The sequence below is a fragment of the Bradyrhizobium paxllaeri genome (genome assembly GCF_001693515.2).
Taxonomy (GTDB): Bacteria; Pseudomonadota; Alphaproteobacteria; order Rhizobiales; family Xanthobacteraceae; genus Bradyrhizobium; species Bradyrhizobium paxllaeri.
On record NZ_CP042968.1, the window covers coordinates 7,580,693 to 7,593,941 of the forward strand.

Sequence of the window (13,249 nt, forward strand, 5' to 3'; positions counted from 1 at the left end):
GTCAACCCTATGGGGACGCGAGATCAGGCAATGATGGCGATTTGGATACACCGTCATTCCGGGATGGTCCGAAGGACCAGACCCGGAATCTCGAGATTCTCAGGGGCGCAAGGGCGCCCCATAGTTCGGGCTTCGCCCGCCCCGGAATGACGTCCTACCCCTACCCCTCCGGCCCGAGCGGCGCGATGGCGAGGTCGCTGGTGCCGATATCGTCGGTGCCGAGGTCGGTCAGCTCGCACTCCAGGCATTCGACGTCCAGCCGCAGCGCCCCGCCATGGCTGAACAAGAGAAGCGCGCTGCCGCCCGGCGGCTCGGCCGGGTGGAATTCGATGCCGACCAGTTCCAGCACAGCCTCGGGCTGCTCCAGGTCAATATTGCGGGACTTGCATGCCAGGACGCGGTCGAAGCGCAGCGCCGCGATCGAGCGGCGCGGCTCGGTTCCGCCCGACAGCGTCTGCTCCCAGTCCAGCCGGTTCATGCCGACCACCAGCCGCTTTTCGTCCTGCCGCCAGACGATGTCGGAGGCCAGCACGCGGGCGTCCTGCACATGGGCGGAGATCACCGCGAGATCGTCGGCGTCGAGCGCGATCAGTTTGAGCAGGTCCGCCGGCATTCCCAAAGATTCCTTCGATAGTCCTCTAGTCGCTGATGCGCTCGATCGACGCGCCGCAGGACGAGAGTTTTTCCTCCAGCCGCTCGAAACCGCGGTCCAGATGATAGATCCGGTTGACCATGGTTTCACCTTCGGCGGCAAGGCCTGCGATGACCAGCGAGACCGACGCCCGCAGATCGGTCGCCATCACCGGCGCGCCGCGCAGTTTGGCGGTGCCGTCGATGGTCGCAGTCTCGCCATCAAGCGATATACGCGCACCGAACCGCGCCAGTTCCTGCACATGCATGAAACGATTCTCGAAGATGGTCTCGGTGATCTGCGAGGAACCGCCGGCGCAGGCCATCAGCGCCATCAATTGCGCCTGCAGATCGGTCGGAAAGCCCGGGAATGGCGCGGTCGAGACCGTCACCGGGCGGATGCCGGCGCCATTGCGCGCGACCCGGATACCGTCATTGTTGACGGTGATGAGGGCGCCGGCCTGCGTCAGCACATCGAGCGCCGACTGCAGGAGTTCGGGACGCGCGCCGGAAAGCTGCACGTCGCCGCCGGTCATGGCGACCGCCATCGCATAGGTGCCGGCCTCGATCCGATCGGGCAGCACGGTATGCCGCGCGCCATGCAGCTTTTCGGCGCCCTCGACCACGATCCGCGGCGTGCCGGCGCCAATGATGCGCGCGCCCATCTTGTTCAGGCAATCGGCGACATCGGTTATCTCAGGCTCGCAGGCGGCGTTGGTGATGACGGTCGTGCCCTTGGCCAGCGTCGCCGCCATCAGCGCCACATGCGTTCCGCTCACCGTCACCTTGGGAAAGTCGATCTCCGCACCGCGCAGGCCGCCCGGCGCCCTTGCCACCACATAGCCGCCGTCGATCGCAAGCTCGGCGCCGAGCTTCTCCAGCGCCATGATCAGGAGGTCGACGGGGCGCGTGCCGATGGCGCAGCCGCCCGGCAGCGAAACTTTCGCTTCATGCATCCGCGCCACGAGCGGCGCGATTACCCAGAAGCTGGCGCGCATCCGCGACACCAGCTCATAGGGCGCCGTGGTGTCGATGATGTCAGCCGCCGAGATGTGCAGGGTCTGGCCCTGATATTGCCGGTCGCCCGGCCGCTTGCCGGCCGACATGATGTCGACGCCGTGGTTCCCGAGGATGCGCTGCAACTGCGCGACGTCTGCCAGCCGCGGCACGTTGTCGAGGATCAGGGTTTCCTCGGTGAGCAAGGCGGCGATCATCAGCGGCAGGGCGGCGTTCTTGGCGCCCGAAATCGCGATGGTGCCATTGAGCTTGCTGCCGCCAACGATGCGAATGCGATCCATGCCATCCCCCCTTGCTAGGACAGATTGATTCACCCTCAAGAGCTTGGAAGTTTGCGGCTATTTGATGAGGGCCCCGCCCGGTTTGGACAACCGGCCGGTATTTGCCCGACATCATGCGCCGGCCGAACGTCTTGGCTGTCAGCGCCGATTGTGGTTTGACAGCCGTGGTGGAACTTTCAACCGACGCTTGTCAGATCCGGACAGGAGATGGAGTTCTCAATGAAAATCAGCGCACGCAATCAGCTCAAGGGAACCATCGTCGATGTCGTGAAGGGCGCAACCACGTCCCATATCCGGATCGATATCGGCGGCGGGATCATCGTTACTTCCTCGATCACCAATGAGGCGGTCGACGAGCTGAAGCTTGCCGAGGGCAAGGCGGCCATCGCCGTGATCAAGGCCAGCGACGTGATGGTGGGCACGGAGTGATCGACCGCCGCGCTCTGATTGCGGGCCTGTCGGCGGCGCTGATCGCGCCGCGCAGCGCGTTCGCGCAAACCATCAGGGATGCCGCGCGGCGCAATGTGCCGGTGCCTGCAAAAGTATCGCGCGTGTTTCCCGCCGGACCGCCGGCGGCAATCCTGCTCTATACGCTGGCGCCTGAATTGCTGATCGGCTGGCCCCGCGCCAACCGGGCTGAAGAATGCGCCTATATGCTGCCGGACATTTGCACACGGCCGGAGGTCGGGCGCATCACCGGGCGCGGCAACACGGCCAATCTGGAAACGGTGCTGGCGCTGAAGCCCGATCTGATTCTCGACGTCGGCTCGACCAGCGCCACCTTTGTCTCGCTGGCGGATCGCGTGCAGGAGAAGACCAGCATCCCCTACGCGCTGCTGGACGGCCGCTTTGCGGCGATTGCCGAGACCTATCGCACCTTGGGCGCGCTGCTTGGCCGGCGTGAGGATGGGGAAAAGCTGGCGCGCTACGCCGAGGATACGCTCAAGACGATCCTCGGCCGCATCGAGCCGATCGCGAGAGCCGAGCGGCCAAAGGTCTACTATGCCCGGGGGCCGCGCGGGCTTTCGACCGGGCTTGGCGGCTCGATCAATGTCGAGACCATCGAAATGCTGGGCCGCAATGTCGCCGGCGAAACCCAGGGCGGCCTCGCCAATGTTTCGATCGAACAGGTCCTGGTGTGGAATCCCGATGTCATCGTCACCATCGATCAGGAGTTTGCCGCAACCGTGCGAAAGGATCCGTCCTGGGCAGCGGTCAAGGCGGTGCGCGACAACCGGATCCATCTGTCGCCCAAGATGCCGTTCGGCTGGGTGGATTTTCCGCCGTCCGTGAACCGCCTGATCGGGCTCTGATGGCTCGCCAAGATTCTCTATCCGGAGCGCTTTCCGGAAGATCTGCGGGCGCTGACAACGGACTTTTACGCGCGCTTCTACCACGTGACGCCGTCGCCGGCGCAAATCGACCATGTACTTGCCGGCCGGGATTGATAGCCTGCGCGGCATGAGCCGTATCAGATGATACCTGCCCGAAGCGCGCTGCCGGGATTTGCGATCGCGATTGCGGTCCTGATCGCAGGCCTTGTGCTTGCGCTGACGGTCGGCCGTTATCCGGTGTCGCTTGGTGATCTCATCGGAGCGCTCGTCGCGAAACTGGGCGGCCCTCGCGGCGATGTGTCGCCGGCGGTTGAAAGCGTCATCTGGCAAGTGCGTGGGCCGCGCGTGATGGCGGCGATGCTGGTCGGCGCGGCGCTCGCGGTGGCCGGCACGGCGTTTCAGGGATTGTTTCGCAACCCGCTGGTCTCTCCGGACATTCTTGGTGCATCGTCGGGCGCAGCGCTTGGCGCCGTCCTCGGCATCTATCTTTCTCTCGGCGTGTTCGCGATCCAGGCAACGGCCTTTATCGGGGGGCTGATCGCCGTCGGCATCGTCTACATGATCGGCGCCTCGGTGCGTTCGCGCGATCCGATCCTGGTGCTGGTGCTGACGGGCGTCGTGGTGGGATCGCTGTTCGGCGCCGGCGTTGGCCTGGTGAAATATCTGGCCGACCCCTACAACCAGCTGCCGGCGATGACGTTCTGGCTGCTCGGCAGCCTGTCTGCGACCGGGGTTCATGACCTGTTGCCGCTGGTCGGCCCGGTCGCCGCCGGCACCGTCGTGTTGATTGCGCTGCGCTGGCGCATGAGCGTGATGTCGCTCCCCGAGGAAGAGGCGCGCACGCTCGGTGTCGCGACCGGGCCGCTGCGCATTGCCATCGTTGCCGCTGCCACGCTCGTGACTTCGGCCAGCGTTGCCGCGGCCGGGATCATTGGCTGGGTCGGCCTCGTCGTGCCGCATCTGGCGCGATCGCTGGTCGGCCCGGATTTCGCGCGGCTATTGCCGGCGGCGGCCATCCTCGGCGGCGGCTATCTGTTGCTGATCGATACGCTGGCGCGGACGCTGGCGCAGGTCGAAATTCCGCTTGGCATTCTCACCGCCGTGATCGGTACGCCATTTTTCATCTGGCTGCTCACCAGCGTGCAAAAGACCTGGTCATGATCCTCGAAGGGCATCAGCTCACGATCGGCTATCCGGACCGCGTGGTCGGCACCGGCCTCGACGTCAGACTGGGAAAGGGCGAGGTGCTGGCGCTGCTCGGACCGAACGGCGGCGGCAAGACCACGCTGCTCAAAACACTGCTTGGGCTTCTGATGCCGAAAGCCGGCGAAGTGCGGCTTGACGGCGCGGTCCTGTCGGCCCGCTCCATCCGCGAGCGCGCGCGCTTGATCGCCTATGTGCCGCAGACCCACGTCGCGACATTTGCATTCACCGTGGAAGCGGTTGTCCTGATGGGCCGCACCGCCCACAGCGATTTATTCAGCCGGCCGACCGCGAAGGACCGCGCCATCGTCGTCAGCATGCTCGATCGGCTCGGGATCGCGCCATTGGCAGAGCGCCCCTACACCATGATTTCCGGCGGCGAGCGCCAGCTCGTGCTGCTGGCGCGCGCGCTGGCGCAGGAGCCGCAGTTCGTCGTTCTGGACGAGCCGACCGCCAATCTCGACTTCGGCAATCAGGGCAAGGTGATGCGCGAGATCCGCGCGCTGGCCGTTTCCGGTCTTGGCGTCCTCTTCACCACCCACGATCCCAATCATGCGCTGCGCGCCGCCGACCGCGCCTATCTCTTGCGCGGCGGTGAGCGCCTCGCCGAGGGTCCGGTGCAGCAGATCTTGACGCGCGAACGGCTGGAATCGCTTTACGGCGCGCCGGTGCAGATGATTACCGATGCAACGGGGACGGCGTTCATTCCAGGATGAGAGTGCAACCCTCGCCGATGAGCGTGGCGAGCCGACGTACGTCGGCATGCCTTACCTTCAGCAGCCCCGGCAGATCGAACTGATCATCCTGCCGACCTTCGCTTCCTCGCGGTCGATGGCGGGGCTGGTGCCAAGCGGCGGTCCTTTCATCACATGACCGGTGCCGGTCGAAGAAAGCGCGGTACCCAGCGAATTGGTACCGGGCGTGGCGGCGCTCGTACCGAAGGCGCCGCCAGTTATGGACCCGTGCATAGAACTCATGCCGCCGCGGGCGAACGCCGCCGTTCCCGTGAGGCTAACAGCACTAAGGACGCAAAGAACGCAAATGCTTCTCATGACATTGCTCCTGATCTGTTCGCCCGATTGCGGAGCCTGGGCGCGCGCTGGATGCGCACTGCGGCTCCGGCGCGATCACGCGTCGGAGAGCAGGCCGATTTCGGCTCTGACTATTGAGGTGGTGTCGGCGCCGGAAAATTCCGACTAAAAAATCGTTAAGGAAAGTGTTTTCATCACGCAACTTTGCTGCGTCACGCCACCGGCTTTACGAGTACACGACTAGATCGCGTTGATATCCACGCTCTCGAGGATCGGCTTTGGATAGCCATCGCGCGCCACCTTGATCATGGCGCGGCCGAGTTGTTCGCTTGTCGTCATGTGGTTCGGCGTGGCGCGCACCATCCAGGACAGCAGCGGCCCTGAGACAGCGTAGACCGCGTTCACCCACGCGGTCTTGGACCTGACACCGTGCAGCGGCTGGATGCCTGATGGCCGAAACATGTAGGCCGCCTTGAACGGCAGCTTGAGCAGATCGTTCTCGGTCTTGCCCTTGACCCGCGCCCATCGGAGCGGGCCCTGCTCGGTTGAATCACTGCCCTTGCCGGTGACATAGGTGAACACCATGCCGGGGTTGAGCCGCGCCAGCGTGGTCGCCGCTGCCATGGTGACGTCGTAGGTCAGATGCCGGTAGCGCTCCGCATCCATGCCGATCGAGGAGACGCCGAGGCAGAAGAAGCAGGCGTCGTATCCGGCAAGCTCAGATTCGATCTTCGAGAAATCCGTGAAATCGTCGTGGAGGACTTCGCGCAGCTTGGCGTGCTGCACCCCGGCCGGGCTGCGGGAGACCGCCAGCACGCTTTCAACACTGGAATCGACAAGGCATTCGCGCAGGACGCCCTGCCCGACCATGCCGGTGGCGCCGAACAGGATCGCCTTCATGATCTGATGAACGCCAGCAGGTCGGCGTTGATGGTGGGCGCTTCGGTGGTCGGCATGCCATGCGCAAACCCCTTGTAGGTCTTCAGCGTGCCGTTCTTCAGGAGTTTTGCCGACAATGGCGCGGAGTCCGCGTAAGGAACGATCTGGTCGTCGTCGCCATGCATCACCAGAACAGGTACGGTGATCTTCTTGAGGTCTTCCGTGAAATCGGTCTGCGAGAAGGCAACGATACCGTCGTAATGCGCTTTCGCACCGCCCATCATGCCCTGACGCCACCAGTTCTCGATCACGGCCTCCGACGGCTTGGCGCCCGGCCGGTTGTAGCCGTAGAAGGGACCGGCGGCGACGTCGCGATAGAATTGCGAACGATTGGCCGCGACCTGCGCCTGGAAATCGTCAAACACCGCCTTGGGCAGGCCGCCGGGATTGGCCGGCGTCTGCACCATCAAGGGCGGCACCGCGGCGATGATCACAGCCTTCGCCACCCGGCTCTCGCCATGGCGGGCGATGTAATGCACCACCTCGCCGCCGCCGGTGGAATGGCCGACGTGAACGGCACCCTTGAGATCGAGATGCGCCGTCAGCGCCGCGAGGTCGTCGGCATAATGATCCATGTCGTGGCCGTCGGCGACCTGGCTGGAGCGGCCGTGGCCGCGGCGGTCGTGGGCGATGACGCGAAAGCCGTTGTTCAGGAAGAACAGCATCTGCGCGTCCCAGTCGTCCGCCGACAGCGGCCAGCCATGGCTGAACACGATCGGCTGGCCCTTGCCCCAGTCCTTGTAGAAGATCTCGACGCCGTCCTTGGTAGTGATGGCAGGCATTTTCGAATTCTCCTCTTGTTGAGCATCATTCCGGGACATGCATTTTCGCGAATGCGAAATCCGGATGAGATGGAGATTCCGGGTTCACGCTGACGCGCACCCCGGAATGACGAAATCGGGTTAGGCAGGCTGCGCTGGTGCCGGCCGGAATCGCCTGAGCACGCCGATGATCACGACGACGAAGAACACCAGCACGATGCCCTGCGCGACGGCGAACGGCGGCTCGGCCGGCGGCACGCTCGGCGCCAGCGCATGCAGCGCCGGCACTTTCAGGAACGATTGTACCACCAGCACGAAGACGTTGAGATAGAGCGAGACCAGCGCAGTCAGCGCGTAGATCCAGCGCCAGGCGCCGTTAAGCTTCATGATGTAGAGCGCAAAGCAGGCGATCGTCAGCAGCACCAGCGAGAGAAAGCCGAACATATGCGACGGCAACAGTTTCTCGGACGGGAACGGCGGAATCAGAAACCCCGAAACACTGGTGAGGATCGTGAACAACAGGAAGATCGCGGTCAGGCCCGGCATCCGCTTCGAGCCGAGCATTCCGAACATCACGACAAGGCCCGCGACGATGGCGATCAGGCTGATGATCACATGCACGAGAACGAATGTCGCCAAGCTCATCCCTAAAATCATGTGCGCCCCCGCCATTGGAAATGTTCCAAATGATACGACGCATCTTCAAAATTTTCCACACGCATCGCGTGCGACGTCGTCAGGGCAGGCATGTGCGCGAATGAAGACGCATCAACGAAAGTAGTATGATGCACGAAATCTTTGCACCGGTGTCACAAACCGGGGCAGCGCCAGTGTTGAAGAATTTGAGTTCAGGGCGTGTACCCCGGGCGCCGCTCTATGCGCAAATTGACGCATTCATCCGCCATTTCTAAACTGTACGGGAAATTCAGGAAGGGGGCAGGCGTGCTTTCAAAACTCAAAAATCTGGCCGCGGACGCCATGAAAAGCGTCAGCGGACAGTTCGCGAACGCCTCCGGGGCAATTGCCGACTTGGCCGCCAGTCTTGCTAACCGCGCCGCGGCGGCCGCTGATCTCGGCCGCATTCTCGATATCATAGAAATGGTTCCGGGCGTAAGTTTCGACAAACCCGAGCCCGATGCCGATTATCTCAATACGTTGCTGGCTGCGGTGCAGATGGGCGAGCTGACGCTGACCGTGCATTACCGCCAGCAAACCGAAGCCAGCGTGGTGCGCTTGCATCCCATCGCAACGGCAGAGGCCAATGCACTAACCGGCTCGGACAACAAGTTCTCCTCGAAAATCCTGGTCGACGGCGAAAGCGACAAACCTGCCATCCAGATGCTGATGAACACCGAGCATTTGGCGAAAAATTACCGGCACGTTTCCGCCGATACGCTGATCAACGCATTGGCCTTCCCAGTCGAGAATGTCAAAGGCGGCTTCATCATCGCCAAACCGTTTCGTGCGATCGCGCGACCCGTCGCAGGCTGGCTGCTCAACATTATTTTCGACCAGGGCGAAAAACTGCACCGGCGATTCCTGGGCAATCGCGGCGAAGATCAACCCCAACCACCTTCGCCACCTGCGGACGAGGAACGAACCGACGCGCCGCCTGCCTCAAGGACGTCGGAAGGCGGCGACGACGTCCAGGCTCGGGACTCCGATCGAACCATCGGCAACTAGCCGCGGAATGATAGCGCGAATTGAATTCACTCCTCTCGCGTCTCGAAGAACCTAGAGTGCCGGCTTCATGCTGTCGGCGAGAAAGCCGTGCAGCGCCGCGACCACCTGCGCGCCCTCGCCGATCGCGCCGCCAACGCGCTTGACCGAGCCGGAGCGCACGTCGCCGACCGCGAACACGCCGGGCACCGAGGTTTCCAGCGGCGAGGCGGACCGCCCGTCCTTCTGGGTGCATTGCGTGCCCGTCACCACGAAGCCGCCGCGATCGACCATGACGCCGCAGCCCTCGAGCCAGGTCGTTGCCGGATCGGCACCGACGAACAGAAACAGGTTACGGATATCGAGCGTGTGCTCTTCCGGGGCGAGGCGGCTGCGCCAACGCAGACGCGTCAGCGCCGCCTCGGCATCGCCTTCGAGGCCGACCACCTCGGTGTTGAACATCAATTCGATATTGGGCGTCGCCTCGATGCGTTCGATCAGGTAGCGCGACATGCTGGCGCCGAGCCCGCCGCCGCGGATGATCATGTAGACCTTGCGCGCATGGCCGGACAGGAACACCGCGGCTTGCCCTGCGGAATTGCCGCCGCCGACCAGCACGACGTCCTGGTCCATGCACAGCTTGGCCTCGATCGGCGAGGCCCAATACCAGACACCACGGCCTTCGAACTTCGCGAGGTTCTCGATCTCCGGCCGGCGGTAGCGCGCGCCGCTCGCCACCACCACGGATTTGGCGCGCATCGTTTTCCCGCAATCGGTCGCCAGCGCGAAGAAGCCGTCGGGGCGGCTGCAATCGAGCGAGTTGATCGAGACCGGAATCAGCATGTCGGCGCCGAATTTCTGCGCCTGGGTGAAGGCGCGCCCGGTCAGCGCCTGTCCCGTGATGCCGGTCGGGAAGCCGAGATAGTTTTCGATTCGGGCGCTGGCGCCGGCCTGGCCGCCGAACGCCCGCTGGTCGAACACCGCGACCGACAATCCTTCGGAAGCCGCATAGACGGCGGTGGCGAGGCCCGCCGGCCCGCTGCCGATCACCGCGACGTCGTAGAGCTTTTCGTGGTTGTGCTGGCCGATCATGCCGATGGCGTACGCAATCGCCGGCTCCGACGGATTGCGCAGCACCCGGCCGTCGGCAATCACGACCAGTGGCAGCTCGGCGCGCGAGGCGGCATAGCGCGCGACGAGGTCGGCGGCGTCCTTGTCGGTCGCGGGATCGAGCAAATGGTAGGGCTGGCCGTTACGCCCGAGAAAATTCTGCAGCCGCGTCATGTCGCCGAGCGAAGGCGGGCCGATCAGCACCGGACCGCCGGCGCCGCCCTGGATCAGGCTGACCCGGCGCAGGATCAGCGCCCGCATGATGCGCTCGCCGAGTTCGGCTTCCGCGACCAATAAGGCCCGCAACTGATCCGGCGGAATCAATAGCGTCTCGACATCGCCCTCGGCGTGGCCGTCGACCAGCGCGGGGCGGCCGGAGAGCTGGCCGATCTCGGCCAGGAATTGCCCCGGACCCTGATCGATGATCGGGGTGACATGACCGAGGCCATCGCGCTGGGTGATCGCGACATGGCCCGACAGCACCACGAACATGCCGGGACCCTGCTTGCCCGTCTCGAACAGGGCTTCGCCATGCTCATAGCTGCGCGGCTCGGCGAACCGGCGCATGCGCTCGATTTCGGGAGGCGTGAGCGCCGGGAATGTCTGCGCGTGACGGGGAAACGTATAGGCGTTGGGTCCGGTCGCCGGACCGGCCGTGGTGTCTGCACTCATTGTCGTCACCCAAAGAAACAAGAACCGAGCGAACAGCCGCCACGCCGCCCGGCGAGCGATCAAGGTATTCTCCCTCTACGCTACCGGTGTGGCTTTTCTCCGCTGGCGTCATCTAGGGAGGCGTCGGCGTTTTCGGAAGATGCGGCGTCGCTGCGCCCACGCGCCTGCGATTTCCGCCGCTTGAGATTTTCGCGCAACGCCAACTTCAGCCGGTCGCGCCGTGAATCCTTCGCATCCACGGCCGTCTTGCCCGCGCCCTTGCCTTGATCGCCCGTCATCGCCAGTCCGCCGAATATCCTTGCTCGAAACGGGACACCCCCGCCCGCTGCCGCCGAACCATAGTGCGTTTCGCGGTCCCTCGCCGCAACGCCCCCGTCGAACCGACGGCGAGCCAATTGAAGGCGCGGTGACGATTCGACGCCTTGGGGAACCGGATTGGCCGGAAGTTGACCATTTTGAGGGACTTCGCCGCCGACCACGCCGATTTTTCACGATTTTGGGCCCTTCCCGGCCCGCCCGCGTGCTTGCGCCAGAGGGGCCCTTGTGGCAAGAACCGGCCGCCTAGTGGGAGCCCGTTGGGGCCGATTCCCAGAGATACCGGGCATGCTGCCGTAGCTCAGTGGTAGAGCACTCCATTGGTAATGGAGAGGTCGACAGTTCAATCCTGTCTGGCAGCACCATTTATCCCGTTGGCTGCATTGATTTTATTGGAAATTCGGTCCTGAGTGCCACACAAAAGTGCCACACAGAACCATGGTTTCCTTGAACTTCTCAATGTCCAAACGCGCCCGATCCAACATCCCGCAATTCCGCGTTCGCGTTCCGGCCAAGGTCGCAGCTCAGCTACGCGGCAAACGCGTCCTGCTCAGCCTTGGCAACCCGAATGATGGCCCCTGCATCAAGACGGTGACGATCGGGAGCGACGTGGCATTCAGCCTCGAAACTGACGACCGGACCATCGCAGAGGCGAGACAAGCAAACGCGCTCGATCACCTGAGAAGGCTGTTCGAATTGAGCGGGGCTGATCCAATCAACCTATCGCACAAAGATATGGTTGCCCTGAGCGGAGGGACGTACCTGCTCTATCAGGAAATCCACGGCGACAATCCCGGCGAACCGTCCGCGTGGTCATATCACAAGGCCTTGCATAGGGCGGCGCTCGAAGGTCGCATCAAAAATCCACCGTCGGCCGCGCTGATGCCGAACGAAGCGAATGCTGCGAGGGAATTGCTTGGCGAAGGTGATCTCACGGCGGCCGTGAACGCTTTGCCGGCCGATCAGCATGACGCGCTGGAAGATCGATTCGGGCTTCTCGCGGATTGGATTCTGATCCGCCAGCGCATTCACCTGAACCCGAATGATCGGCGGCGCTTCCTGCGCCTCGTTGGGACGGCCAGCTTAGATGCTGGGTGGCAGCTACGCCGCAATGCGGAGGGGGACTATACCCCCGATATCAAGGCGCTTCGCTTCCCGTCTATCGAAACCGTGGCAGCGGTCAAACCAAAGCATACGATCACTGGTCTGCTTGATCTCTGGTGGCAGGAAGCCAAGGCCACCGGCCGCTCACAAAAAACTTATGACACCTACACCGGGGCTATAGACCGGCTTGTCAAGCATCTGGGGCATGACGATGCCGGCCGCGTGACTGAGCAGGACATGCTGGCGTTCAAGGACGCCCGGCTCAAGGTGGTGACTGCCAAGAGCTTGAAGGATGGTGACTTGCCTGGGATACGATCAGTGTTCGGTTGGGCGGTTGACAATCGGAAGCTGACCAAAAATCCGGCTGACGCTATCAAGATCAAGGCGGAAAAGAAAAAGCAGACTCGGTCGAAAGGCTTCACGGATGCGGAGGCCACAGCAATATTCGCCGCGTGCCTTAGCTACGCTCGGAAACCGAAAGAGGATGCCAAGACCGCCGCAGCCAAGCGATGGGCTCCGCTCATAGCGGCGTACACCGGCTGCCGGATTGCAGAGGTGTTGCAACTTCGCAAGGAAGATGTCCGCAAAGAGGCCAGGCACCACATTTTCGATCTCAATCCACTGGCCGGCAGTATCAAATCAGGGATGTACCGACTGGTGCCAGTACATCAACACCTGATCGCTTTGGGCCTGTTGCGTTTCGTCGAGACCTCCGAAGACGGCCCGCTGTTCGCGAAGGGCGCTTACAAGCGCGTGGTTGAATTTGTTCGAACGGTTGTGACAGACGAACGTGTCCAGCCCAACCATGCATGGCGGCACCGCTTCAAGACGATCAGCCGCAACCTCGGGATGGATCACCGAACCGTTGACTGCATCCAAGGCCATGCGGCGCGAACATCCGGGGAGGATTATGGAGACGTGTCGGTTATGGCCATGGCCCGCGTGGTTGCCGCTATTCCCCACATTGCGATTCGGACCGGGGCTGGTTAGCGGGTGGGCTCATAAAACGACACATGTCCGCTTTCAGGCCTGATTGAGATGTGCGCCGGTCACGCCGGAATTTCGCCTTTTGGACCCAAGGCGGCCTTCGGCCAGTCCTCTCGGCTTTGCACCCAGACGCAATCTCTGATAGTTACTCAGAGCAGGCCGCTTAGCTCGGGGTGCGCACCGTGAGCAGCTTTGGCGACTTCTAT

14 protein-coding genes and 1 tRNA gene are annotated in these 13,249 nt (G+C 63.2%); 7 read left to right on the forward strand and 8 right to left on the reverse strand.

Features of this window, described 5'->3' with window-relative positions:
* Positions 1-160 precede the first annotated feature (160 nt).
* Both LMTR21_RS36270 and murA read right to left on the reverse strand, forming a co-directional pair.
* Positions 161-613: a DUF2948 family protein gene (locus LMTR21_RS36270; RefSeq protein WP_065753017.1), complete on the reverse strand. Its 453-nt coding sequence runs from the start codon at positions 611-613 to the stop codon at positions 161-163.
* Positions 614-638: 25 nt separating this feature from the next.
* Positions 639-1,928: a UDP-N-acetylglucosamine 1-carboxyvinyltransferase gene (gene murA, locus LMTR21_RS36275; protein WP_065753016.1), complete on the reverse strand. Its 1,290-nt coding sequence runs from the start codon at positions 1,926-1,928 to the stop codon at positions 639-641.
* Between the two features lie 219 nt (positions 1,929-2,147).
* On the opposite strand from murA, the gene LMTR21_RS36280 reads away from it, so the two are divergent.
* The 4 genes from LMTR21_RS36280 to LMTR21_RS36295 all read left to right on the forward strand — a co-directional run bounded on the left by LMTR21_RS36280 (position 2,148) and on the right by LMTR21_RS36295 (position 5,181).
* Entirely contained in the window at positions 2,148-2,357 is a 210-nt protein-coding gene (locus tag LMTR21_RS36280; RefSeq protein ID WP_065753015.1) for a TOBE domain-containing protein, read from the forward strand.
* Positions 2,354-3,241, forward strand: coding sequence for an iron ABC transporter substrate-binding protein (locus LMTR21_RS36285; RefSeq protein ID WP_246174946.1), 888 nt, complete (start codon positions 2,354-2,356; stop codon positions 3,239-3,241). The genes LMTR21_RS36280 and LMTR21_RS36285 overlap by 4 nt, the downstream gene beginning before the upstream one ends.
* A 162-nt stretch (positions 3,242-3,403) precedes the next feature.
* Positions 3,404-4,423, forward strand: a complete 1,020-nt coding sequence (locus LMTR21_RS36290) for a FecCD family ABC transporter permease (protein WP_065753014.1) — start codon at positions 3,404-3,406, stop codon at positions 4,421-4,423.
* A complete protein-coding gene (locus LMTR21_RS36295) occupies positions 4,420-5,181 on the forward strand; it encodes an ABC transporter ATP-binding protein (protein ID WP_065753013.1) in 762 nt (253 codons plus the stop codon). Before LMTR21_RS36290 ends, LMTR21_RS36295 begins: the two co-directional genes overlap by 4 nt.
* A 57-nt stretch (positions 5,182-5,238) precedes the next feature.
* On the opposite strand, the gene LMTR21_RS36300 is transcribed toward LMTR21_RS36295, so the two are convergent.
* The 4 genes from LMTR21_RS36300 to LMTR21_RS36315 form a co-directional block, all read right to left on the reverse strand.
* Positions 5,239-5,433, reverse strand: coding sequence for a hypothetical protein (locus LMTR21_RS36300; protein ID WP_246174953.1), 195 nt, complete (start codon positions 5,431-5,433; stop codon positions 5,239-5,241).
* Between the two features lie 303 nt (positions 5,434-5,736).
* Positions 5,737-6,396, reverse strand: a complete 660-nt coding sequence (locus LMTR21_RS36305) for an NAD(P)H-binding protein (RefSeq protein WP_065753011.1) — start codon at positions 6,394-6,396, stop codon at positions 5,737-5,739.
* A complete protein-coding gene (locus LMTR21_RS36310) occupies positions 6,393-7,217 on the reverse strand; it encodes an alpha/beta fold hydrolase (protein WP_065753010.1) in 825 nt (274 codons plus the stop codon). The genes LMTR21_RS36305 and LMTR21_RS36310 overlap by 4 nt, the downstream gene beginning before the upstream one ends.
* A 120-nt stretch (positions 7,218-7,337) precedes the next feature.
* Positions 7,338-7,853 carry a hypothetical protein gene (locus LMTR21_RS36315; RefSeq protein ID WP_065753034.1) on the reverse strand — a complete coding sequence of 172 codons (516 nt, stop codon included), beginning with the start codon at positions 7,851-7,853 and terminating at the stop codon, positions 7,338-7,340.
* 219 nt (positions 7,854-8,072) lie between these two features.
* Between LMTR21_RS36315 and LMTR21_RS36320 the strand changes: the two genes are divergently transcribed.
* Positions 8,073-8,879, forward strand: coding sequence for a hypothetical protein (locus LMTR21_RS36320; RefSeq protein WP_141688310.1), 807 nt, complete (start codon positions 8,073-8,075; stop codon positions 8,877-8,879).
* Between the two features lie 51 nt (positions 8,880-8,930).
* On the opposite strand, the gene LMTR21_RS36325 is transcribed toward LMTR21_RS36320, so the two are convergent.
* On the reverse strand, positions 8,931-10,637 hold the full coding sequence (locus tag LMTR21_RS36325; protein ID WP_065753008.1) for an FAD-dependent oxidoreductase: 1,707 nt from the start codon (positions 10,635-10,637) through the stop codon (positions 8,931-8,933).
* An 80-nt stretch (positions 10,638-10,717) separates the two neighbouring features.
* Entirely contained in the window at positions 10,718-11,116 is a 399-nt protein-coding gene (locus LMTR21_RS41670) for a hypothetical protein (protein ID WP_347339149.1), read from the reverse strand.
* A gap of 126 nt (positions 11,117-11,242) precedes the next feature.
* Between LMTR21_RS41670 and LMTR21_RS36335 the strand changes: the two genes are divergently transcribed.
* A tRNA-Thr gene (locus LMTR21_RS36335) sits at positions 11,243-11,317 on the forward strand.
* Between the two features lie 94 nt (positions 11,318-11,411).
* Positions 11,412-13,046, forward strand: a complete 1,635-nt coding sequence (locus tag LMTR21_RS36340) for a hypothetical protein (RefSeq protein ID WP_187399270.1) — start codon at positions 11,412-11,414, stop codon at positions 13,044-13,046.
* The last annotated feature ends 203 nt before the right edge of the window (positions 13,047-13,249 follow it).

Coding starts and splice junctions, on each gene's coding strand:
- LMTR21_RS36270 (WP_065753017.1), bottom strand. CDS start 613: ATGCCGGCGGACCTGCTCAAACTGATCGCGCTCGACGCCGACGATCTC.
- murA (WP_065753016.1), bottom strand. CDS start 1,928: ATGGATCGCATTCGCATCGTTGGCGGCAGCAAGCTCAATGGCACCATC.
- LMTR21_RS36280 (WP_065753015.1), top strand. CDS start 2,148: ATGAAAATCAGCGCACGCAATCAGCTCAAGGGAACCATCGTCGATGTC.
- LMTR21_RS36290 (WP_065753014.1), top strand. CDS start 3,404: ATGATACCTGCCCGAAGCGCGCTGCCGGGATTTGCGATCGCGATTGCG.
- LMTR21_RS36295 (WP_065753013.1), top strand. CDS start 4,420: ATGATCCTCGAAGGGCATCAGCTCACGATCGGCTATCCGGACCGCGTG.
- LMTR21_RS36300 (WP_246174953.1), bottom strand. CDS start 5,433: ATGCACGGGTCCATAACTGGCGGCGCCTTCGGTACGAGCGCCGCCACG.
- LMTR21_RS36305 (WP_065753011.1), bottom strand. CDS start 6,396: ATGAAGGCGATCCTGTTCGGCGCCACCGGCATGGTCGGGCAGGGCGTC.
- LMTR21_RS36310 (WP_065753010.1), bottom strand. CDS start 7,217: ATGCCTGCCATCACTACCAAGGACGGCGTCGAGATCTTCTACAAGGAC.
- LMTR21_RS36315 (WP_065753034.1), bottom strand. CDS start 7,853: ATGATTTTAGGGATGAGCTTGGCGACATTCGTTCTCGTGCATGTGATC.
- LMTR21_RS36320 (WP_141688310.1), top strand. CDS start 8,073: ATGCGCAAATTGACGCATTCATCCGCCATTTCTAAACTGTACGGGAAA.
- LMTR21_RS36325 (WP_065753008.1), bottom strand. CDS start 10,637: ATGAGTGCAGACACCACGGCCGGTCCGGCGACCGGACCCAACGCCTAT.
- LMTR21_RS36340 (WP_187399270.1), top strand. CDS start 11,412: ATGTCCAAACGCGCCCGATCCAACATCCCGCAATTCCGCGTTCGCGTT.